Source organism: Streptomyces griseoloalbus (genome assembly GCA_014650015.1).
Taxonomy (GTDB): domain Bacteria; phylum Actinomycetota; class Actinomycetes; order Streptomycetales; family Streptomycetaceae; genus Streptomyces; species Streptomyces griseoloalbus.
This window is the reverse complement of record BMUD01000014.1, coordinates 109,946-130,375: the sequence shown is the minus strand read 5'-3', so window position 1 is coordinate 130,375 and position 20,430 is coordinate 109,946. Positions and strand designations below refer to the sequence as shown.

General features: G+C 68.3%; 20 protein-coding genes, 2 tRNA genes and 1 pseudogene. 16 read left to right on the top strand and 7 right to left on the bottom strand.

What is annotated here, in order from left to right; all coding sequences use genetic code 11:
* Positions 1-92: 92 nt before the first annotated feature.
* Positions 93-878, bottom strand: a complete 786-nt coding sequence (locus IE178_RS21830; RefSeq protein WP_081236041.1) for a GntR family transcriptional regulator — start codon at positions 876-878, stop codon at positions 93-95.
* Between the two features lie 107 nt (positions 879-985).
* Here IE178_RS21830 and IE178_RS21825 point away from each other — a divergent pair, with 107 nt between their 5' ends.
* From IE178_RS21825 to IE178_RS21785, 9 genes are all read left to right on the top strand, one after another.
* Positions 986-1,393, top strand: coding sequence for an NUDIX hydrolase (locus IE178_RS21825; RefSeq protein ID WP_086739627.1), 408 nt, complete (start codon positions 986-988; stop codon positions 1,391-1,393).
* A gap of 46 nt (positions 1,394-1,439) precedes the next feature.
* Positions 1,440-1,871 (top strand): ATP-binding protein, encoded by a 432-nt coding sequence (locus tag IE178_RS21820; RefSeq protein WP_193513474.1) that lies wholly within the window; start codon positions 1,440-1,442, stop codon positions 1,869-1,871.
* Between the two features lie 98 nt (positions 1,872-1,969).
* On the top strand, positions 1,970-2,212 hold the full coding sequence (locus tag IE178_RS21815) for a hypothetical protein (protein ID WP_308035165.1): 243 nt from the start codon (positions 1,970-1,972) through the stop codon (positions 2,210-2,212).
* On the top strand, positions 2,209-2,586 hold the full coding sequence (locus IE178_RS21810) for a hypothetical protein (protein ID WP_193513472.1): 378 nt from the start codon (positions 2,209-2,211) through the stop codon (positions 2,584-2,586). Before IE178_RS21815 ends, IE178_RS21810 begins: the two co-directional genes overlap by 4 nt.
* A gap of 237 nt (positions 2,587-2,823) precedes the next feature.
* Positions 2,824-4,026: an IS110 family RNA-guided transposase gene (locus IE178_RS21805; RefSeq protein WP_193513471.1), complete on the top strand. Its 1,203-nt coding sequence runs from the start codon at positions 2,824-2,826 to the stop codon at positions 4,024-4,026.
* Between the two features lie 1,844 nt (positions 4,027-5,870).
* Positions 5,871-6,673, top strand: a protein-coding gene (locus IE178_RS21800; protein WP_438874401.1) for an IS5 family transposase whose coding sequence is annotated in 2 segments (ribosomal slippage) — positions 5,871-6,219 and positions 6,219-6,673 — 804 coding nt in all. Because the reading frame shifts where the segments join, the coding sequence is not laid out codon by codon here.
* Positions 6,674-6,960: 287 nt separating this feature from the next.
* Positions 6,961-7,027: transfer RNA gene (locus IE178_RS21795), tRNA-Arg, on the top strand.
* A 153-nt stretch (positions 7,028-7,180) separates the two neighbouring features.
* Complete coding sequence (locus IE178_RS21790) at positions 7,181-7,447, top strand: hypothetical protein (RefSeq protein ID WP_193513469.1); 267 nt, start codon at positions 7,181-7,183, stop codon at positions 7,445-7,447.
* Entirely contained in the window at positions 7,444-7,890 is a 447-nt protein-coding gene (locus IE178_RS21785; protein WP_184763773.1) for a hypothetical protein, read from the top strand. Before IE178_RS21790 ends, IE178_RS21785 begins: the two co-directional genes overlap by 4 nt.
* 859 nt (positions 7,891-8,749) lie before the next feature.
* On the opposite strand, the gene IE178_RS21780 is transcribed toward IE178_RS21785, so the two are convergent.
* The 3 genes from IE178_RS21780 to IE178_RS21770 all read right to left on the bottom strand — a co-directional run bounded on the left by IE178_RS21780 (position 8,750) and on the right by IE178_RS21770 (position 12,771).
* The gene (locus tag IE178_RS21780) at positions 8,750-10,084 is read right to left on the bottom strand and encodes a hypothetical protein (protein WP_318280161.1); all 1,335 of its coding nucleotides are present in this window, start codon (positions 10,082-10,084) and stop codon (positions 8,750-8,752) included.
* Between the two features lie 343 nt (positions 10,085-10,427).
* The gene (locus IE178_RS21775) at positions 10,428-11,774 is read right to left on the bottom strand and encodes a chloride channel protein (protein ID WP_193513468.1); all 1,347 of its coding nucleotides are present in this window, start codon (positions 11,772-11,774) and stop codon (positions 10,428-10,430) included.
* Positions 11,775-12,042: 268 nt separating this feature from the next.
* Complete coding sequence (locus IE178_RS21770; RefSeq protein WP_438874400.1) at positions 12,043-12,771, bottom strand: questin oxidase family protein; 729 nt, start codon at positions 12,769-12,771, stop codon at positions 12,043-12,045.
* A 244-nt stretch (positions 12,772-13,015) separates the two neighbouring features.
* On the opposite strand from IE178_RS21770, the gene IE178_RS21765 reads away from it, so the two are divergent.
* Both IE178_RS21765 and IE178_RS21760 read left to right on the top strand, forming a co-directional pair.
* Positions 13,016-13,288: a hypothetical protein gene (locus IE178_RS21765; RefSeq protein WP_193513466.1), complete on the top strand. Its 273-nt coding sequence runs from the start codon at positions 13,016-13,018 to the stop codon at positions 13,286-13,288.
* A 112-nt stretch (positions 13,289-13,400) separates the two neighbouring features.
* Positions 13,401-13,474: transfer RNA gene (locus IE178_RS21760), tRNA-Arg, on the top strand.
* Between the two features lie 56 nt (positions 13,475-13,530).
* Here the strand turns inward: IE178_RS21760 and IE178_RS21755 are convergent.
* Positions 13,531-13,827 (bottom strand): annotated as a pseudogene (locus tag IE178_RS21755) (YciI family protein); the annotation flags it as partial.
* A 396-nt stretch (positions 13,828-14,223) separates the two neighbouring features.
* On the opposite strand from IE178_RS21755, the gene IE178_RS21750 reads away from it, so the two are divergent.
* The 4 genes from IE178_RS21750 to IE178_RS21735 all read left to right on the top strand — a co-directional run bounded on the left by IE178_RS21750 (position 14,224) and on the right by IE178_RS21735 (position 17,079).
* The gene (locus IE178_RS21750) at positions 14,224-14,427 is read left to right on the top strand and encodes a cold-shock protein (RefSeq protein ID WP_014145516.1); all 204 of its coding nucleotides are present in this window, start codon (positions 14,224-14,226) and stop codon (positions 14,425-14,427) included.
* Between the two features lie 346 nt (positions 14,428-14,773).
* Positions 14,774-16,270 carry a DEAD/DEAH box helicase gene (locus IE178_RS21745; protein WP_193513465.1) on the top strand — a complete coding sequence of 499 codons (1,497 nt, stop codon included), beginning with the start codon at positions 14,774-14,776 and terminating at the stop codon, positions 16,268-16,270.
* 46 nt (positions 16,271-16,316) lie between these two features.
* Positions 16,317-16,721 (top strand): CBS domain-containing protein, encoded by a 405-nt coding sequence (locus IE178_RS21740; RefSeq protein WP_193513464.1) that lies wholly within the window; start codon positions 16,317-16,319, stop codon positions 16,719-16,721.
* A gap of 49 nt (positions 16,722-16,770) precedes the next feature.
* Entirely contained in the window at positions 16,771-17,079 is a 309-nt protein-coding gene (locus tag IE178_RS21735; RefSeq protein WP_193513463.1) for an SCO5918 family protein, read from the top strand.
* 118 nt (positions 17,080-17,197) lie between these two features.
* Here IE178_RS21735 and IE178_RS21730 read toward each other — a convergent pair whose 3' ends face one another.
* Positions 17,198-17,560: a hypothetical protein gene (locus tag IE178_RS21730; RefSeq protein WP_184763780.1), complete on the bottom strand. Its 363-nt coding sequence runs from the start codon at positions 17,558-17,560 to the stop codon at positions 17,198-17,200.
* 1,128 nt (positions 17,561-18,688) lie between these two features.
* Here IE178_RS21730 and IE178_RS21725 point away from each other — a divergent pair.
* Positions 18,689-19,027, top strand: coding sequence for a MerR family transcriptional regulator (locus tag IE178_RS21725; protein WP_184763781.1), 339 nt, complete (start codon positions 18,689-18,691; stop codon positions 19,025-19,027).
* A gap of 208 nt (positions 19,028-19,235) precedes the next feature.
* Here the strand turns inward: IE178_RS21725 and IE178_RS21720 are convergent, their stop codons facing one another.
* Complete coding sequence (locus IE178_RS21720) at positions 19,236-20,102, bottom strand: AraC family transcriptional regulator (RefSeq protein WP_193513462.1); 867 nt, start codon at positions 20,100-20,102, stop codon at positions 19,236-19,238.
* Between the last annotated feature and the right edge of the window lie 328 nt (positions 20,103-20,430).

Below are 20,430 nucleotides of genomic sequence, written 5' to 3'. Positions count from 1 at the left end.
GGATCACCTTGCCACACAACTTGCCCACTCGTCTATACGAGTATGCGTGTCGGTGTGTACGAGTCCGGAGAAGTGGCCTCGCGCACCGCCGATCAGGTCGCCGGAAGCTGATAGGAGAGGACGTACGCGTCGGCCGCCATCACCGTGTCGCAGACCTCCACGGCCCGCCCCGCCGTGTCGAAGGCGGTACGGATCAGATGGATCACCGGCACACCGGAGGCCAGTTGCAGCGTCTTCACCTCGGACGGCGAAGGCATCCGGGCCCGGATCTCCTCCTCGAAGTGGTCGAGCTGGTGGCCCAGTTCCTCGAGACGGGCGTAGATGCCGCCGGGGCCCGGGTTGGGCTCGGCGATCTGCGTACCGCGGGCGATGTCGAGCGGGAGGTACGACGTGGCGAACTCGACCGGCCGGCCGTCGAGCAGGTACCGGCGACGCCGGGCGAGCACACGCCGCACGGAACCGAGCCGGGTGGAGATGTCCTGACCGGCCTTCTCCTCCTTCACCTCCAGGCTGTCCACGGTGGGGTGACTGCCGGCGGCGTCGGCCTCCACGATGAACGCGGACTTCCCCTGCTCGCGGTGGCGCCGGGCGAATCGGTCGGAGGCGAGGCGGCGCACCGGAGGCCGGGGCCGGACGAAGACGCCCCGGCCGTGCTCGGCGTGGACCAGGCCCTCACCCTGGAGGATGGAGAAGGAGTTCCGGACCGTCATCCGGGAGACCCCGTAGTGCTCGACCAATTCAGCCTCGGAGGGCAACTTCTCCCCCTCCTTGAATCGCCCACGGTCGATGGCCTCGCGCAGCTGGTCGGCGATCTGCCGGAAGACCGCACGATCACTGGTCGGGTCGAGGCCGCCGAGGATGCTAGGTAGAGACGCCATGCGTACTCCTTTAGGTATCTAGACGAGTGGGCGAGTCTTGTTGCTACGGTGGAGAGCCTAGTCAGCCGAGAGGGCCGAGGAACGTGAGCACAGAACGCCCGCACTCCGTGAGCGTCGCCGGGGTCATCGTCGATGACCAAGGCCGGGCCCTCCTGATCAAGCGCCGCGACAACGGCCACTGGGAACCCCCGGGCGGAGTCCTCGAACGCGAGGAGACCATCCCCGAAGCCCTCCAGCGCGAAGTCCTCGAAGAGACCGGCATCAAGATCGAGCTTCCCGCGACCCTGACCGGCGTCTACAAGAACATGACGGGCCTGATCGTCTCCCTCGTCTTCCGCTGCCAGGCGGCCGACGGTACTCCCACCACGGGGGACGAGACCCACGCACTGCGCTGGGCCACCCGCGAAGAAGTCATCGAACTCGCCGACGAGGCGTACGCGATCCGCGTGCTTGACGCACTCGACGCGGCGTCCCCGCCGGCCGTCCGCGCCCACGACGGCGTGAAACTCGTCTAGCCCGAACCCGCTGCACATGGCGGCCTACCAGCACGAAGGAACTTGTATGCACGAGTATACGAGTAGCGCCCGGGTCTGGGGGCTCAGTTGCCCAGGATTCCCGGAAGAGGTCAGCAGGGCCCGCCGCTGGACCCGCGACATCCTGCGAGGCTCGCCGCTAGCGGAGGACGCCGAGCTGATCGTCAGCGAGCTGAGCGCGAACGCGATCCTCCACACGGCCAGCGGCCAGACATCCGGCAGCTTCCATCTGGCCCTCGCGGTATCCCCGCAGGTGATCGCCCTGTCCGTCACGGACGACGGAAGCACCGGCACGGCGCCGAAGGTCGAGCGCCAGGACCAGGAGGCGGAGCACGGCCGGGGCCTGGGCATGGTCAGCGCACTCGCTCACCGGGTCGTCGTCCACGGCAGCCACGGCGGCCACACGGTCACCGCGGAACTTTTCACCGATGCCGGCCCGGCAGGAGGGCACTCGTGCTGACGTCCGCTCTTCACACAGCGCTGAGCACAAGCAGCCGGCCCCTCCCTTACCGATGCCGAGCCGCGGCCTACCCGTTGAACGAGGTCTGTTCCATCCCCTTGGGATCACACGACGCCACGAGCCCACGCCTGGCACTGCGCTGGTTACGCGAGCGCACGCAGCACATCACCGACCAGCTCGACGCTGCTTACGCACAGCCGGGCCTGCACTGGCTGACGGACGAGGCCGAACACGAACGGGCCCTCGCCTACCTGACCAGTGGCACGGGGTACCAACTCACTCTCTACGACGAGAGCACCCGCTACGTGCTGCTGGCCTACCCGGCGGGAGCGACCCCATGAACGGGCCCACCCGCGGCTACTGGTGCGAATGCTGGACCGAGGAAGTCACCGGCACGGGAGGGCCGGCGCGCCTGGCATCGTTCGACGCGTACTCGGCACCCCAGGCAGACCGCTGGGTAGCCATCGCTCTCCGCACCATCTCACCGGCGCTCGACTCCGACGCGTCGGACGAAGCGTGGACGTGGCTGTACGAAGAGCGCGCCAAGACCCGCAGAGCCCTGATGCGCTCCGAGCCCTGCATGGTGACCATCACTCATGCCGACGTCCGCATCACCTGGACGATCCGGCCAGTGATTTTCCTGCCCCTCGCACACCGGCAGGACGCCGAACTCCCAGTATGCGCACGAAGCTTCAAGCCCCACCGCGCAGACTGAGTTACAACTTTCTTTACTGGTTCAAGGCGGCTCCGTAAGTTGTTGGGCGGCCCAGGAGGGCGGGGTGTGGCTCAAGGCGGCTTGCCGATTGTGGCTCGGAGCGAGTGGCCGCCCCGCCCTTCGGGGCACCCTGGCTGCTAATTGAGATGTGCGCGCCTTGTGCGGTCGCTGTTTACGGAGCAGACAGTGGGGTGTTCCTCGGGCCGACGTGATGCTGGGCGGTGCGAGGAGGAGCGAGTGAGTGAGCCACGGGCCCGAGTATGGGCTGGCGTCGACGCGGGCAAAGGCCACCACTGGGTGGCTGTAGTCGACGAGACCGGTGCGACGCTCTGGTCGAAGAAGGTCGATAACGACGAGTCAGCGATTCTGACCGCGCTCGGCGAAGTACTTGGCCTGGCGAACCAGGTCCACTGGGCGGTGGACATCTCCGGTACGTCCTCCGCGCTACTGCTGGCGCTTCTTGCGGCGCACGGCCAGCGAGCCGTCTACGTGCCCGGGCGCACGGTCAACCGCATGTCGGGTGCCTACCGCGGTGAGGCGAAGACCGACGCCCGCGACGCCTACGTCATTGCCGAGACCGCCCGCCACCGCAGCGACTTCGCCACGATTGACGTGCCCGCCCAACTGGCCGCCGATCTCGCGTTGCTGACCGCTCACCGCGCCGACCTTATGGCCGACCGGGTGCGGATGATCAATCGCCTGCGCGACGTGCTGACCGGTGTCTTCCCCGCGCTGGAGCGGGCCTTCGACTACTCGGCCCACAAGGGTGCGCTGGTCCTGCTGACGGGCTACCAGACCCCGGCCGCGATCCGCCGCCGCGGCCGGGCGAGACTGACGGCCTGGCTGGCAGGCCGCAGTGTGCGCGGAGCCGACGCGGTCGCCGCGACCGCTCTGGAAGCCGCCCAGGCCCAGCAGACCGCGCTGCCCGGCGAGGACGCCGCCGCCCAGATCGTGGCCGACCTGGCGGTGCAGATCCTGGCCCTGGACGACCGGCTGAAGCGGATCGACAAGCAGATCCGCGAAACATTCCGAAGCCATCCGCAAGCGGAGATCATAGAGTCCCTGCCCGGCATGGGCCCCATACTCGGTGCCGAGTTCGTCGTCGCGGCCGGCGACCTGTCGGCCGACGCTGACGCCGGCCACCTGGCGTCGGCGGCCGGGCTGGTGCCCGTCCCGCGTGACTCCGGACGCCGGACCGGCAACCTGCACCGGCCCAAACGTTACAGCCGCCGCCTGCGACGGGTGTTCTACATGTCCGCACAGACCAGCATCATCCGCGAGGGTCCGAACCGGGACTTCTACCTCAAGAAGCGCGGCGAGGGCTGCAAGCACGTCCAGGCCGTCATCGCTCTGGCTCGCCGACGGGCCAGTGTGTTGTGGGCCCTCCTACGCGACAACCGGGTCTTCACCCCCGCCCCGCCGATCGCACAGACGGCTTGACTTCATCATTGAGACTCGCTCCGCTCACCGCGCACGGCCCGGCCCCCGGCCGGGCCTGCGCTCCTGTCTCCGCCCCGCTCCAGCCCGGCCAGCGCCCGCGCCGCGCCGCGCCGCGCGCACAGGAGCCTCCCTATCCCATCCGCGAGGTCCTGGACGTTCACGCCGCGCCTTTTGCGTTTGCCGGAGCAGAAGGGGCAGTCGGCGGCGGTTCGATTGACCGGCAGGAGGACCCCGACCAGGAGCACAAAGGCTCCATGGGAGGCAGCTTGCATGGCTTCTGCGAAGGTGGCCAGCAATTCCACACCCAAGGCGGATAGAGGTGCGCATACATGAAGCGCAAGATCCAATAAATATCGGCAATCAAATCAAGCCAGAAGTTGACCAAAAAGATCCGTTCGAGCTCAGATTTAGCTCAGATTACCGACACTTACTTGCGGCGACCGCTTTTGCACTGTCAACATCATCAGCGACCGCAAGGCTTCTGTGGAAAGATTAAGAAACGGGGAAAGAGTGGTTCTTGTGCACGCCGAAAATAAGATGCCTCGCATTCGGCGAATTGGCGTCAATGCAGCCATCGGAGCACTGCTGGCCGGCCTCTTTACGGTCGGTGCTAATACGTCGGCATCGGCTTCTGAGTCCGGAATTTCAGCGCATCCAAGCGGTTGCCACTACGAAGTTGCTGGCAGCTGGGGATCGTTCGCTACCTGCTCCAGCAACAACGGCGGATCGTACCGGGCCAGCGTCACGTGCAAATTCTCAGACGGGAAGATCGCCGAATGGGACGGCCCGTGGAAAAAGACAGGGCGGTCCGTCGCGTACTGCCAAGGAGACTCCAAAGCCCTCTACGCGGCCATCTGGACCAAGTCCACCTGAGACGTACCGGAACGATCGAGAAAGGACTAGAGCTGATATGACGAAGTTGCGGACGCTGCAAGCCGCCACCGTTGGGATGGTGGCCTGTTTCTCCCTCGGACTCCAAGGCGCAGCCAATGCAGTCTCTGCAGGTGACACCTCCGCCACGGCCCACCCGAGCGGGTGCTCCAACGGTTTATACGAAAACGGCTGGCACGTCATTTGCAGTAAAAGCAATGGCGGACAGTACCGGGCGTGGGTGCGCTGCCTGCCTCTGAACGGTGGCCCAAAGGTTGAGCGCGATGCTGCGACCTGGAAGTCCAGTGGGATGTCCATAGTCTCCTGCCCGCCGCTCACTCAGGTCGACACCGGCGGCATGTGGACAAGGGGTTAGATTCATCTTCCGGTATGGTCCGTCGATTTCTTCGGCGGGCCTTACCGGTTCCAAAAATCCACAAGAAACGGCGTCACATCAATACCCGTCGAAGAAATAGCAGGATGTAATCGCCTTCAAGAGACAGGCGAACAGTTTTCGCAGCGATACGCCGCGCAGTTCAAGAGCAAGCTGCTCGCGCCAAACCCGTGCCAGGCTGTTCCGAGGATTCAGCGGAAGCACGAGGGAACACGTCAGCACCAAACTGAGGGCTCAGTCGATAGCTTGCCGTTCCACCCGTTATGAGAAGGCATTGGAAAGCTCGATCCCTCCAGCCTTCAAGGCAGCTCTCAACGAACTGCGTCGGGTACGGTCGCTAAACCAACCGAGGACGACTGGGCAACGTACGCCGACTGGCGAGACCAGATGACAACCGTTTTGGACAGTTTCGCCGCCAACCTGTTGTACGGGGCCGATCAGCAGCAAACACACGCTGAGGCCGAGGCGGCCCGCGATCAGGCCAGAGCGATCCGCGCCCGGCACTCCACCTAGATCTTTGTACGTCACAACTCCCGCCTCATCTAAGACGTCGTCTCATTTGGGTTCGTAATCTTGAGGCATGACGATCGTGGAGCGGCTGGTCCCGGACGGGTTGTGGGAGTTGTTCCAGCGGGTGGTGCCACCCGCGCCGACACGGCCGCAAGGTGGTGGGCGGCGCCGGTACGGCGACCGTGAGGTGCTGGCGGCGATCATCTTCGTGGCCACGACGGGCTGCACGTGGCGGCAGTTGCCGCCGGTCTTCGGTCCGTCGGGACCGACCGCACACCGGCGCTTCACCGAGTGGAGTGCCGCCCGGGTCTGGGCCAAGCTGCACCGCCTGGTCCTGGACGAACTGGGCTCGCGCGGGGAACTGGACTGGTCACGGTGCGCGATCGACTCGGTGAACATGCGGGCGCTGAAAGGGGGGACCTGACGGGTCCGAATCCTGTCGACCGGGGCAAGAAAGGCTCGAAGATCCATTTAATCACCGAGCGGACCGGTCTGCCCCGTTCCATCGGCATCTCCGGCGCGAACCTGCACGACAGCCAGGCCCTCAAGCCCCTCGTCCGCGGCATACCGCCGATCCGCTCCCGGCGCGGCCCGCGCAGGCGGCGGCCCGCCAAACTCCACGGCGACAAGGGCTACGACTACGACGACCTGCGACGATGGCTGCGCAAGCGAGGTATCCGGCATCGCATCGCCCGCAAGGGCATTGAGTCCTCCACCCGGCCCGGCCGGCACCGCTGGACCATCGAACGAACGATGTCCTGGCTGGCCGGCTGCCGCCGCCTGCACCGCCGCTACGAACGCAAAGCCGAACACTTCCTGGCCTTCACCGCCATCGCCTGCACCCTCATCTGTCACCGCAGACTCGCCAAATGAGACAACCTCTAACTCGTTCAAGGGGTGTGCCGCAACTGGTGCTTCGGCCACGGACTGGCTGCCGTTGCCCTGCGGCTGGTCGACGCCACAAGCCAGTAGCGTGGCTGATGTCGGCGGGGGTGCAGCGAGGCACACGCGTGCGTGGTCGGTCGGCGCGCCCGCCGTCGTGGCTGACTGTCGTCGGCTGAGGTTCGTGCCACAACCGTGCCAGATGCAGGGGTCAGCCACGGTCAACACCGGTGCCCTGCGGCCGAGTACCCGCTCGCTTCCTCGGCCGGCGAAACCGCAGCTCAGCCCGCAGATCACCCAGCCTCTCTCCTAAAGCGGGTGTCGCAGGTTCGAATCCTGCCGGGGGCACAGCGAGAAGGGCCAGCTCAGGAGGGGTTTCCTACCGGGCTGGTCCTTCGCCGTGTCCGGGGTTGTGAGCACCTCGCGCATTCCTGTGCTTCGGAACGGTTTCTCCGAGAAGCGCAGGCCACGCCACACAGAACATGACATACTTGAAGTATGGCAACCCGGAAGATCACCATCAGCGTGCCGGAAGAGCTGGTGGAATCGATCAAGGAGCGCGTCGACGCACGCGGAGTGTCCGGTTACATCGCCGCCGCCGCCGCTCATCGGGACGCGATGGACCGACTGCGCGAGTTGGCCGACCGTCTCGAGGAAGAGCACGGCGCCGTGACGGACGACGAGCAGCAGGCAGCGCTGGATCGCATCGCCGCCATCGACGGCTGGCACGACGAGCAGCGGTCGGCTTCGAACGAGGCCGCGTGAGCCGCACCGTCCGAGCGAAGTTGCCCCGGCCACGGCAGCGCGTCTTCGTGTTCGACTCCGAGGCTCTCTCCAAGGCGGTTCAGGGCGACCGGGAGATGGCCGCACTGATCAAGACGGCTCCGCGGCTCGACATCCCGGTCGTGACCTCGTCGCTCACGACCTTGGAGGCATGGGACCCGCGCGAGGCGCCGAGACAGGCTCTGTGGAACTGGACCCTGTCCCGAATCCGCGTCGTGCACACGGACGACCAGGTGATCGCCATGGCACGCGACATGCTGAGGGCAGCCGGTCTGCACGGACACAAGTACGCCATCGACGCCGTCTTGGCGGCTGTGGCCGGGCGGGAAGCCGCGCAGGGCGCCGAGGCAACCGTATTCACCTCCGACACCGATGACATGAACCAACTCCTCGCGGGCCACTCTGTGCGAGTCGAGAAGGTCTGACGGGAAGTACCGCGAACACACGAAAACCAGAGAGATGTATTCCGCTCGTCGGACACGCCCTCACTCCTTGCCGACATCTCCGCGGGGCACAACCTCGCCTGGGGGAAACTCCTCAAGCGGTGATCGGCGGCGACCGTTTCGGCGGCAGATGGCGCGGCTACTCGAAAGTCGGAGCGACTGCCACCAGCATGCTGCTGGTCCAGCTCGTACCAACGGCGGCTGTGGTGGGGTTGACGCCGGATTCTTCTGCGACCGTCATTGCCCAGCACTCCGCCCAGTCGCCGGCCGGCTCCCTATTGGGGTCGAGATCCTCGTTGCCCGTGATGCCGTAGGCGTCGAGGAGCCGTCGCTCGACTCAGAACGGTTCGCCCAGGGCGAGCTGAGGACGCTCAACGCGTCGTCCCGCAGGTGATTGAGGAGTTGGCGCGGCAGATCTCTGAGACTTCGGAGATCCCCCTTCCTGACATCCACACCTGACATCAACGACGGCAGACAGCAGGAACCCTGGGCAACACGTGGTGGCCTCACACCCCGAGCGTCCGGGAGCGAACTCGGCAGGGCTGCTACGGGGTACGGTCGCTCGCGCGGCCTTGCCGAGTGCGGACCGCTCCCGCGGTGTGTGGTCCCGCATCCGGTATCCGTCCGGGTGGTGCGGGTCATGGTGCCGCTCCAAGGGGGTCGTCGGCGCCCGCGGCGTCGGCGACGGCGGTCAGTGGGCCTGCAGCCTTGCCGCGACCGGTGCCATGACCGAGGCATACGGCCACTGGTTCCGGAGCGTGCTCCGATCCGACCGAGCCAATGAGTAGCGGCTCGGAGCGGGAACACCCGGGTCCCGCGCAACCGCTTCCCCGGCGATACCTCAGGGAGTGGCGGCTGCGCGAGAGTCGGTGGTTGGTGCGGAGCCGGTGTCCAGGAACTCACGGATCGCGAAGCCCACCAGCACGATCACCGTGGTCCACACCACGACCATCGTGGTCGGGTAGTTCCAGGTGAACAGGACGATCGCGGCGACCACAAGGATCACGGCCCCGATCCACCGCTTGAAGCGGTGCACGAACCGTCCGACCACTCCCAGGCGGAGCCCTTCCGACATCGCCACGTCGCGCAGGGCGCCGATGCTCCTGCGACAGCCCCGGCGGACGAGGACGGCGATCCGGGACGGACCGCTGAGAAAAGCACCGACGGCGGTGATGAGGGCGACGGCACCGAGCGCCCGTACACCGGCGCGCAGAAACCTGACCAGCGCGTCGTACACCGTTCCGGCGGCGGCCGAAGACCCGCCGGGGGGCAGATGGTCGAGGTAGATGTCACGGAAGACGGTGAGCGTGATTCCGAGGAACAGCATGGCCGCGAACACCGCCAGCGCGGCCCCGATCAGCGCGTGACGGCGGTCGAACGCGGTGTACACCCCCGCCGCTGCGGCCAGCAGGGCGATGACGGGCAGCCAGGAACCCATGATCTGCAGCACTCTCAGGTAGGTCTTGACCGTGCCGATGTCCTTCGACTGGAACACCACGAAGTCCGTGTGGACATCCGGGATCTTCGCGGCCGCTCCTAGGCCGGCGCTGACCAACCGGTCCTTGACCATGGCCACCAGCGGTCCCACGTCGATGGCCACCTGGTTGTCCTTCAGCGAGAGCGCGCCATCGTTGCTGCCCGTCAGAGCGCGGTCCAGAGCGCCGTGGACCGAGCGGTTCGCGTCGACCCAGACGGTTTCGAAGGCGCTGCTGCTGACCACCCGCTCCACGGTGCCGCTGACCAGGCGTTTCAGACCGCTCGTGATCGGCGCCTTGAGGTTCCCGACCAGCTGGGCCGCCCTCGGCGGGACGCCCTTTTCCGACACGGCGTCCTCCAGCTGCTTGACCAACGCGTCCACGTCGATCTGCGCCAGCACCACGCTGGTGACCCGGTTGGTGACCGCCTTCCGCACATCGGGATCGGAAGCGAGCGGCCCCACCGTGGCGACATAGCGGTCCGTGTCCCGCACGATGCTGTTCGCCCACACCGCGATGACGGACAGCAGCGAGAGCAGGGCCGCGAAGAGGATCAGCAGGACCGAGCCCGTGGACCGGAACCGGTGGTGCCGAGCCGCCCGCGGGCGGGCGGCGCTCTCCAGGGCACCCACCCGGTGCCGCAGCTCGTCCAGTTCACTGCGCTCCCGGGCCGAGAGCGGCTCGTCGCCTCCATCGCTCATGACAGCAGCAGATTCGTGCGACGCCGTACGCGCGACCCGGGTGAGTCCGACGGGTGAGCCGCACGCGCTGTGCGACCGGCGCGGTCCGATGCTGTGCAGAGGCGTCCCGAGCGGGTATGCAGGCGTGGCAGTCCGCATCCGGCGCCCAGAACGGGTCGCTCGCCCGCTGGTCCGACGAAGCCGCTCCGCCCCACCAGGTCCCGGCCCGGTGGGGCGGAGCGATGCCCAGGTTTCCGTCAAGCACCCGACCGCTCGCACGTCTCGCCTCGTTCCGGCGGACGACCCAGCCGACGCCCGAGGCTCGCAGCAAGTGGACGGGCGGGGTCTCTCGGCAAGCTCACGGCTACTGCCGGCGTGGCCCTGAGTCCTCCCCCGGCTCCGCGGGAGGAGGTGTGAGCTTCGCCGTCGCGACGTACGAGACCACGACCGCGACGATCACCAGCGGCATGACGGTGAGCCCCTGCGCCCCGATCAGCAGGGTGGCGAGCAGGACGGAGACCAGCGGAAGTCTCAGCATCGCGGCGCTCATCGCTCCGATACCCATCGCCAACCCCGCGACCAGGCTCAGTCCTGGAAGGTGGGAGAACAGGATGCCGCCCGCCGCTCCCACGAACATCGCGGGAAAGATCGGGCCTCCCCTGAAACTGCTGAGCGACGCGCCATAGGCCAGGCCCTTGCACAGCACCAGCAGTGACAACGCTCCCACCGAGTACGCGGCGCTGTGCGTGAGGAGTGGATCCAGCGACGTCTGCCCCGAATACAACACGTCGGTCGCCGCTTTGCCGGTGCCCTCCGCGTAGCCGATCGCCAGCCCCGCCACGACCAGCCCCATGACCACCGTGGCCGGCACCCGTCGCCTCCCGACGTGCGTCCTGAGCCGGACGGCGAGCCATCGGATTCCCGCGCCCACCAGCGCGGCTGACAGTCCGATGACCAGAGCCCAGCCGAACTCCGCAGCTGTCGGGTGCGTGGCCTTGGGGACGTCGTGCAGTGCCAGCGAGTAGGTGCCCAGCCCGGTCCACGATCCCAGCCCGACGAAGACGAGTGCGCCGATGCCCGCAGCCAGCAGGCCGGGCACCAACACCACCGCCATCATCGGCCCACCCAGCCCTGAGGCTTCCATCATGAGGAATGCCCCGAGCAGGGGCGATCCCAGCAACGAGCTGACGGCCGCAAAACTGCCCGCCGCGCCCAACACCGCGTTCACCTGCTCCGGGGGGTCCCGCTTGACCATCCGCACGGCGCCGGCGGCGAGCCCCGCGCCGAGCGCCAGGAGAGGGGCCTCGGGTCCGAGGACAGCGGCGAAGCAGAGCGTCGCCAGGGCGGCGAAAAAGATCCCGGGCAGTTCAATGGGCGTGGGCGGGCCGGCGGCCTTGAACCCCGCCGCCGGATCATGGCCGCCGCGCCCCGGAAGATACTCGATCGTCAGTCCAGCGAGCAGTCCCCCTACGGCAAGGAGCGGCAACGGCCACCATGGTGGCGCTTCGTCGAACCCCAGCGACTTGGGCAGGTCCGTGTAGATCAAGGGCTGAAGTTCGCCGACCAGCGCGAGGAAACCGAACGCCGCCGCGGACACCGGCACACCGATCAGCGCGGACAGCACCAGAAGCACCAGGTACGCGCGGCTCCGAAGGAGAGTCAGCGGGTCCGGCGGTGACGGGGTCTCGGGCCCATCCCTGGCGACCGGCATGCACACCGCCTCCAAGCGATGCGGACCTCGTTGGTGGTCTCACGGGCCGCGATCAGCGAACCTGAAACGCTCCGCCACCTGATACGACAGGCGCTGTCCCGAGCCTGGCACGCCGTTCTCACGCGGGCATTCCGACACCGCCCATGCGGGTGACTCCGAGGCGTCACCCTTGACCGGCAGTCCCCGTCCTCGGTGTGTGAGGGCCGCCCACTGGTGCTGATCGGTGACTTCGGCACCGCTGCACGCTCGTCCGGACCGGCACCGACTCCTACCGGGACCAGGCCGCGCGGGATGAACGCCGGCAAGACGCATCGCCGTGCGCCAAGGCCCGTTCGAACACCTCTTCGCGCAGGACAGCGTTGGGAGCCGTGGCCGCGTGGACCAGCATGGTTTCCTCGCCGTGGCCGTGGGTGGCATACCGGTGGGTTGCCGCCCGCACCAGTTCGGCGAGATGGCGGTATGCGTCGCTCGGTTCCGTCACCGCGGCCGCCCACACCGGCAGGGCCCTGACGCGGTCGAGCCGGGCGAAAAAGCCACCGTTCCGTAGGGTGATGGGCGGTACCGTGTCGAGAGCGGCGGCCGCGCTGTCGGCGCCGGGCAGCGGGGCATGACCCGCGACGGGCCGGTGGCGCGCGGCCCAGTAGCCGAGACCGTGAGCGAGTTCAGCCAGCCGAGGTTCGGTGATCTCGCCGGACAGTGTGATCTCGCCGGACAGTAGTGTGCGCACGGCGTGGCCCACCCGGACCACCGGGTGCGTCGAGCCGCCGTACATGCCGGGCAGAAGACGGGGCCACCACCGAGTGAGCGCCTCGCGCCACGGACGCTCGGCGATCTCGCGCTCCAAGTAGCCGATCCAGTCGGCCGCGCGGCGCGGATCACCGAGCGCGGACAACCAACTGTCGTCCGTGATCGGCTCGACACGGGACGGGAACTCCTCGAGCTTGTGTGCGTACAGGTCGAGCCAGCGGTGCGAGGAGGCCGGCACGAGGGACAGCACCGCCTCGGGGCTCGAGGTTCGGCAGCACCGTCTCAGTTCCCGTCTCTGTTCCCGTCTCATGCACCACAGCCGTTCGCCGACGTTCGGCCGAGACCAGAACGCGGCTCCCGTCCACGAGCCGGCCGCTCGTACGCGGGTGAACGCCCTCGCGTTCACCCCACCGCCCGACCGACCCACCCCTCTCGTCGGTGGCCCACAGCCCTCGCTACGCTTCGGTCTGTCAATCTTCCAGGAGGCACGGGCCGTGACTGACCGGCTGTTGAACACCCTCGCCACCGCCATGGCTCAGTTGATCACCGCCATCGACATGACGAGTGACGAAGAGGTCGACCCCGATGTGGCTACCACCTGGTTCGAGGACCTCGCCGACACGCTGGGCGAGCTTCCGCCGGCCGACCGCATGCGTCTCGCGGAACTCTTCAGGGCCGCCGCAGAGCAGGAGACACGGCCGGACGTACGAGCCTCGATGAGGGAACTGCCCGAAGACTTCGGCCTGGAGGACGAGGACGACCGCTAGCTGTATTGACCCGCTTCTGCGTGCCACAGTCAGTCACGCCGGATGCAGCGGTCCACCTGGTCATGAGGGGTAGCCAGCGCGCGTCTCTGTGCCTCTCGGCTCACCAGCGGAAGCCCGGGTCATGGGTAGGGTGCCCCCGCCGCTCTCCTGAAGCGGGTGCCGCAGGTTCGCATCCTGCCGGGGGTGCGGAGAAGAGGGCCGTGGACCGGCCACAGCCCGACCGGCTCCACGTCGGCGAAGGGCATGCCCGCCGCGATCTGCCGCGCGCGCTCCTCGCTCTCGCAGTCGAGCAGGTGGAAGCCGACGATGTACTCCTTGGTCTCCAGGTACGGACCGTCGGTGACCGCGGGGACCCCGTCCTTGCGGCGCACGAGCTGGGCGTTGGCCGCGTCCGCCAGGCCGTAGGCGCCCACGAGCTCTCCGGTCTCCCGGTACTTCTCGTTGAACGCCTCCTGCTTGGCGATGGCCTCCGGCCATGCCTCCGCCAGGAAGGAGTCCCACTTGGCCTGGTTGCCGCAGACAGTCGCGACGTACTTCATCTCGGGTGTCCCCTCGGTACCACGCGCCGCCGGCCGACGATCAGGCGGCCGTTGGGGGACAGCTCCGGCACTGGGCGCACCCCATGCCCCCGGAACGTTGCGCTTCGAGTGAATCAATAACTGTGCCCGCGAGCTGAGATTTCACCGGAACGGGCAGACAGATTCTCTGCCGCAAAAACTGGCGTGGGATTCTTCACCGCACACAGGCCGCTGCGGCGTGCTACTGTCGATCTCAGTTGCAGTTGTGGTTCCCGAAACTTCAAGTGCTCTCCGGCCGGTTCTGAGCCGCTGGAAGCGCTTTTGTATTTCCGGTCTTTTTCCGGCGGGGTGATCATCGCGGCGACACGGTGTCCGCGCAGTGCGGATCCCGATGCACTGCCCCAAAGGAGATATGACATGGCTGCTGGTACCGTGAAGTGGTTCAACGCGGAAAAGGGCTTCGGCTTCATCGAGCAGGACGGTGGCGGCGCCGACGTGTTCGCCCACTACTCGAACATCGCCGCGCAGGGCTTCCGCGAGCTGCTCGAAGGCCAGAAGGTGACCTTCGACATCGCGCAGGGCCAGAAGGGCCCGACGGCCGAGAACATCGTTCTCGCCTGACACGCACGCGCACTTTTCAGCTGGGGCCCGCATCCTTCGGGGTGCGGGCCCCAGCTGATCGCATTTCCCGCAGTGGTTTCACCTGTGGACGACAACCAGGAGATCCGTAGGCTCACCGCAGCCGGATCGCCCTTCAGGGATGCGGACGCATCCCTTCATAGCGCCATCGCAGTGGATGCCCCGAACAGTGGGTCCACACCGCGCCACTCATTTCAGCGCCCGTGTCCATACGGATTTTCCGTAGGCCATATTCGCTGTCGCATTCTACCGGCCCATCTTGCAATTCTCCGTGCCGCTCATCGCTGCGGGAATTCCTTGATATGTGCCGCATCGAGGAAGGTTCCGCATGAACCGCACACGTACGAACGACCGCTCCGCCCGCACCCGCAACAGCAGTTCCGCCTCCGGAAGGGCCGGCAACCGGTTCGGTTCGTCGGCCCCGCGCCGGTCCGGCGGGCCGAGCCGTTCCGGTGGTGACGGGCGCCGGCCCGCCGCCCTTCAGGGGGAGTTCGCCCTCCCCAAGACGATCACCCCCGCGCTTCCCGCCGTGGAGGGCTTCGCCGATCTCGACATGCCCGCGGCGCTGCTGGCCGCGCTCGGCTCGCAAGGCGTGACCGTGCCGTTCCCGATCCAGGCCGCGACCCTGCCGAACTCCCTCGCCGGCCGGGACGTACTGGGCCGCGGGCGCACCGGCTCGGGCAAGACCCTCGCCTTCGGGCTGGCGCTGCTGGCCCGTACGGCCGGGCAGCGCGCCGAGGCCAGGCAGCCGCTCGGGCTGATCCTCGTACCGACGCGTGAGCTGGCGCAGCAGGTCACCGACGCGCTCACTCCGTACGCCCGTGCCGTGAAGCTGCGGCTGGCCACGGTGGTGGGCGGCATGTCGATCGGCCGGCAGGTGAGCGCGCTGCGCGGTGGCGCCGAGGTCGTCGTCGCCACACCGGGACGCCTCAAGGACCTCATCGACCGCGGCGACTGCCGGCTGAACCAGGTCTCCATCACCGTCCTCGACGAGGCGGACCAGATGGCCGACATGGGCTTCATGCCGCAGGTCACCGCCCTTCTCGACCAGGTGCGCCCCGAGGGCCAGCGCATGCTGTTCTCCGCCACCCTCGACCGCAACGTCGACCTGCTCGTGCGCCGCTACCTCAGCGACCCGGTCGTGCACTCCGTCGACCCGTCGGCCGGCGCGGTCACGACGATGGAGCACCACGTGCTGCACGTCCACGGCGCCGACAAGCACTCGGCCACCACCGAGATCGCCGCACGCGACGGCCGCGTGATCATGTTCCTCGACACCAAGCACGCCGTCGACCGCCTCACCGAGCACCTCCTGAACAGCGGGGTACGGGCCGCCGCCCTGCACGGCGGCAAGTCGCAGCCGCAGCGCACCCGCACGCTGGCGCAGTTCAAGACCGGGCACGTCAACGTGCTCGTGGCGACCAATGTCGCGGCGCGCGGCATCCACGTCGACAACCTCGACCTCGTCGTCAACGTCGACCCGCCGACCGACCACAAGGACTACCTCCACCGCGGCGGCCGTACGGCCCGTGCCGGTGAGTCCGGCAGCGTCGTCACCCTGGTCACCCCGAACCAGCGCCGCGGTATGACCCGCCTCATGACAGCGGCCGGCATCGTCCCGCAGACCACCCAGGTCCGTGTCGGCGAGGAGGCCCTGCGCCGCATCACCGGCGCCCAGGCCCCCTCCGGCATCCCGGTCGTCATCACCGCACCGGTGTCCGAGCGCCCCAAGAAGCGCGGCGCCACCTCACGCGGCCGACGCCGCCCCGTCTCGGCGGCCCGCCGCGCCTCCGTACGGCAGCCCACGGTCGGTGCGGCCGCATAGGACCTTCGAGATCAGGAAGCCGACCCAACTCCGCAGGAGGCACCCTTTGACGCTGGTCCAGAGGCAGACCCGCCCGGCGAGCGCCCACCCCGTGCAGAGCACGGTGGCCGACGCCATGGACGCGGCCGGACCGCAGGTCTGGGAGGACATGACCGCGGAGGTGGCGCTGTCCGTGATGGCCGCGGCCCGTACGGGTCATCTGGTCGTCTGCGACGAGGACGGCCAGTGCACCGGCCTGGTCACCCGAGCCCGGCTCACGGCCGTTCGTGACAGCTCCGGATACACGGACCGGGTCCGTCTGCGTGAGATCGCCGACGTCATCGGGCCCTTCGCCTCGCCGCTGGCCACGAGGGCCGAAGCCGAGCGGGCGATGCGCTTCCGCCGGCTCGGGGCCCTGCCCGTGGTCGACGAACACGGCAGCGCTCTGGGCGTCCTCGCCCTCTCCCGCTGAACCGCCTCACCGCGGTCGGTCCCGTCTCTCCTTGAACCTGTGAGGCATCATGCGCTGTGTCATCGCCCGCTTCCCGTTCGACCTGACCAAGAGCGGCGTGCTGGAATCGATGAAGGGCGTCAAGCCCGAACCGATCACCGGTGAGTCCGTGATCATCGGACGACGCCACTACCCCGTCAAGCAGGTCGGCCAGGTCATCACCCGCCAGGACCGGCGCGATTTCAGTGCCGGCGAAGTCCTGCGGGCCATGTCCCGGCTCGGCTTCACCTGTCGCGCCCTCCCCGAGGCCGCACCCGCGCACATCGAAAGCCCGTTGCAGCGGGCTTCCGCGATGCTCGGCACCCCCCTGTCCGTCTGACGACGGTCCAGGCGCGAGCCGAACAGACCAGTGAGGGCCCTACCGGCGCGCGCCGGTAGGGCCCTCACTGCGTGCCGTGCCGCTCCCGGCACGGCACGAGGGTCAGTGGGCCAGTGGGTCAGTGGTCGGAGTAGCTGAAGTCGCCCACGGTCCAGGCGCTGACGTCCTCGATCGCAACGCGGTACATCCCGCCCGTCTCCGGGATCCCCACCGTGCCCTGGAGGATCCGGGCGACATGGAAGTGCAGATGCGTGGGCGGCCCGTCCTTCTTCTTCGTGGGGGTGTCGAATACGGCGGAGAACTCGCCCAGGCGGGCGGAATCCGTCAGTACCTCCAACACCCTGCGCTTCCATACGGCTTCGGGAGCGAGGCGACCGGTGATGACAGCACCTCCGGTGACCACGGTCAGGGACATCTGACTGCTCTGCCCGGACTCCACTAGGGCGGCGATGTCAATGATCAGCTCGTCAGGCTTCGGCATGAGATCGGATTCTATGCACCGGACCGCCCGGGCGCCCTGGGCGGTGGCACTGCCGGGCACGACGGGCGCATACGGCGCTCCCCCGGTGCCGCGATACCCGTCGGGGTGCGCGCGTGTGCGCCGCCTGCGAGCCGGGGTCGTGGACACCATCGCGCCCATCGGGGTCGCCCCGGTCTCCTGACCGTCCCTGCCCGGCCCTCGCCTGCCCGACCCCGGTGACCCCGCCCACCGCTCCGGCCACCCGTTGGAACCGCCGTGACGGCCCGGGTGGACCGAGAACCGCAGCCGACGCGCCGCGCCGGTCGGCGGCGTCACGGGAAGCCGGCGTGCGGCTCCGGGTCTCACCCGTGCGCCGGACCCGCGCTGCGGACGGTCCCGGCATGCGCGGACCGGCCGAGAGGGACCCATCACCGAACGCACTAAATCTGTGCTCGCCGGAGTAGACATTCGTCGCCCGCATGATTATGGTTTCTCTCGTAACCGGGATCGAGCAAGGCCCGGCAGACACGAACTGCCGGGCAGCAGTACACGCAGGACGGTCCGGTGGTGGAGTTTCGAAGCCACGTGTGTTGCAGGACGGCGACGGGACTGACGACCGGATTGGGTGGCCCGCGGTGATGAGGGGCCGCCGTGAGCAAGACCCGCGCTTGACGCGGTCGCAGTACCAGCAGTGCGGTATCGAGAGGTGCCCTCGGTGAAGGCGTCGGGCTGCGGACGCGCGCGCCGGGGAGTTCGACAGTGGGGTCTCCGAGCCGCAGGACGGGCGACGGGACCGGCTGGCGGACGGTGGCGCTGTGTGAGGCCACCAGCAAGTGCGGTATCAGCAGTACAAGCGGTACGCAGTACCCGTTGTGCAAGTGATTGGTTCAGAGGGAAGAACGGAGGAGTCGAGCGCCATCAGGATCGCCCGGGCGGAAGGCACGAAGCCCGGGTACCGCAGGACATCGATAGGTAGGTGGTCTCCGGTCACGCATCCGCGATCCCCGCACCCCCGCCGGAGTATCGGGCGGCCGTGCGGAAACAGAAGGCCGGCGCAGCACTAGGGCCGGCAGATGGTGTTGCAGTTCCTTCGGGGCCTTGGTGCCGTACGGCACCAAGGCCCCTCCACGCGTTCCGCAGAGAGGTGAGATGACAGCAGACGCATCGCCAAGCCGTCTGGACGACGACGACTACCCCGCCTACACGATGGGCCGGGCCGCCGAGCTGCTCGGTACCACTCCCGGCTTTCTCCGCGCCATCGGCGAAGCACGACTGATCACACCACTGCGCTCCGAGGGCGGACACCGCCGCTACTCCCGCTACCAACTGCGCATCGCGGCCCGCGCGCGCGAGCTCGTCGACAAGGGCACCCCGATCGAGGCGGCATGCCGGATCATCGTCCTCGAAGACCAGCTCGAAGAAGCCCAGCGCATCAACGCCGAATACCGCCGCGCCGGCGGATCGTCCGGCCCGTCGGCCGCAGCCTGAGGTGAGCGTGCCCGCCGGTATCGGCGGGCCCTCACACCCGCGCACGGCAGGGCTGCGGCGCGCGAATGCTCCTCGGGTCCAGACCGGTTCCACTGGCCGTGTCGCCCGCCTCCGGCCGCGGTCGCGGCGCGGCCACAGTGGACGAGGCGGCCGACGGGCTCCGCACCCGCATGCCGCCTCCCCCACGCCTATGAGCCCGGCGTCGTGTTCAGCTCCGGTCGCGTTCCACCGGGAGCCACAGCTCGGCATCGGCTTCGGTCCCGTCCGGGGACAGGCGGGTGCGCAGGATCTCGGGGCCGGGGCGGCTGCGGTACGGGTTGGACGGGAACCACTGGGTGAACACGTCCCGCCACAGCTCCTGGATGGCCTGCGGGGCCGGCCCCGAGGTGGTGAAGACCGCCCAGGTGCCGGCCGGGACGGACAGCGCGGTGGTGCCCTCCGGGGCGGACGCTGTCGTGATCACCCCGTGGTAGTAGTCGAGCTCGGTGCCCTCGGCGCGGCTCGGGTCCAGGTCGTCGCAGACCGCGACGATGCCCTGCGGCTCCTGGTCCGACAACTTCTCCAGGCGTTCCAGCATCCGCGGTCCGATCCCGCGGACGAAGTTGATGATCGCCCGGTTCGGTCCCGTGTGCACCAGTGGCACCCGGGTCTTGAGCCCGACGACGTCGAAATCCGGCCTGTCCACTACGCGATAGCGCATGCTGCTGCTCCCTTCGACAGTGAGGCGGAAGGCCAACCGGGGCTGGGAGACGAGTGCGGCACCGGTGCGCCGGGCCTCACCCGGTCCGATGCCGTGCATGGCACGGAACGCCCGCGCGAACGCCTCGCCCGAGCCGTAGCCGTAGCGCACCGCGATCTCCAGCAGCGACTCCCGCCCTGCCAGCACCTCGGCGCCCGCGACAGTGAGCCGACGGCGCCGTACGTACTCCGACAGCGGCACGCCCGCGAGCGCGGAGAACATCCGGCGCAGGTGGTACTCCGAGGTGGCCGCGATGCGCGCCAGCTCGGTCACGTCGAGCTGCTGGTCGAGACGGCCCTCGATGTACTCCAGGGCCTGGTTGAGACGCTCCAGCACGTCCGGTCTCCTTCCTCTTTCGCGATCACCACGCTAGGAAGCAGACCCCCTGCCCGACCCGACATCCTGTGCCCGATCGGATCGGCCATGGCCGATGCCCTTCCCACCGCCGAGCGCGACGCCCGCACGCAGCCTGCCGGAGGCCGACATGGCCCGAGGTCATGGCAGTGGCCGGGCGACGCGCAACGGCATCGCGAGGACCATCCGCGACGACCACTGAGCCGCACGTTCGCAGCCGGACGTCCCGCCGTCGCAAAGCGCCACCGGGTGGGCATCACCGGCGCGGCCGACGCCGGCGGCAGCAGGCGCCAGGCCCCTAGGTCCTGTC

Bases quoted from the DNA above. Each gene is read 5' to 3' on its own strand.
- IE178_RS21830 (WP_081236041.1), bottom strand. From the start codon at position 878: ATGGCGTCTCTACCTAGCATCCTCGGCGGCCTCGACCCGACCAGTGAT.
- IE178_RS21820 (WP_193513474.1), top strand. From the start codon at position 1,440: ATGCACGAGTATACGAGTAGCGCCCGGGTCTGGGGGCTCAGTTGCCCA.
- IE178_RS21810 (WP_193513472.1), top strand. From the start codon at position 2,209: ATGAACGGGCCCACCCGCGGCTACTGGTGCGAATGCTGGACCGAGGAA.
- IE178_RS21790 (WP_193513469.1), top strand. From the start codon at position 7,181: ATGGCAACCCGGAAGATCACCATCAGCGTGCCGGAAGAGCTGGTGGAA.
- IE178_RS21780 (WP_318280161.1), bottom strand. From the start codon at position 10,084: ATGAGCGATGGAGGCGACGAGCCGCTCTCGGCCCGGGAGCGCAGTGAA.
- IE178_RS21775 (WP_193513468.1), bottom strand. From the start codon at position 11,774: ATGCCGGTCGCCAGGGATGGGCCCGAGACCCCGTCACCGCCGGACCCG.
- IE178_RS21750 (WP_014145516.1), top strand. From the start codon at position 14,224: ATGGCTGCTGGTACCGTGAAGTGGTTCAACGCGGAAAAGGGCTTCGGC.
- IE178_RS21745 (WP_193513465.1), top strand. From the start codon at position 14,774: ATGAACCGCACACGTACGAACGACCGCTCCGCCCGCACCCGCAACAGC.
- IE178_RS21735 (WP_193513463.1), top strand. From the start codon at position 16,771: ATGCGCTGTGTCATCGCCCGCTTCCCGTTCGACCTGACCAAGAGCGGC.
- IE178_RS21730 (WP_184763780.1), bottom strand. From the start codon at position 17,560: ATGCCGAAGCCTGACGAGCTGATCATTGACATCGCCGCCCTAGTGGAG.
- IE178_RS21725 (WP_184763781.1), top strand. From the start codon at position 18,689: ATGACAGCAGACGCATCGCCAAGCCGTCTGGACGACGACGACTACCCC.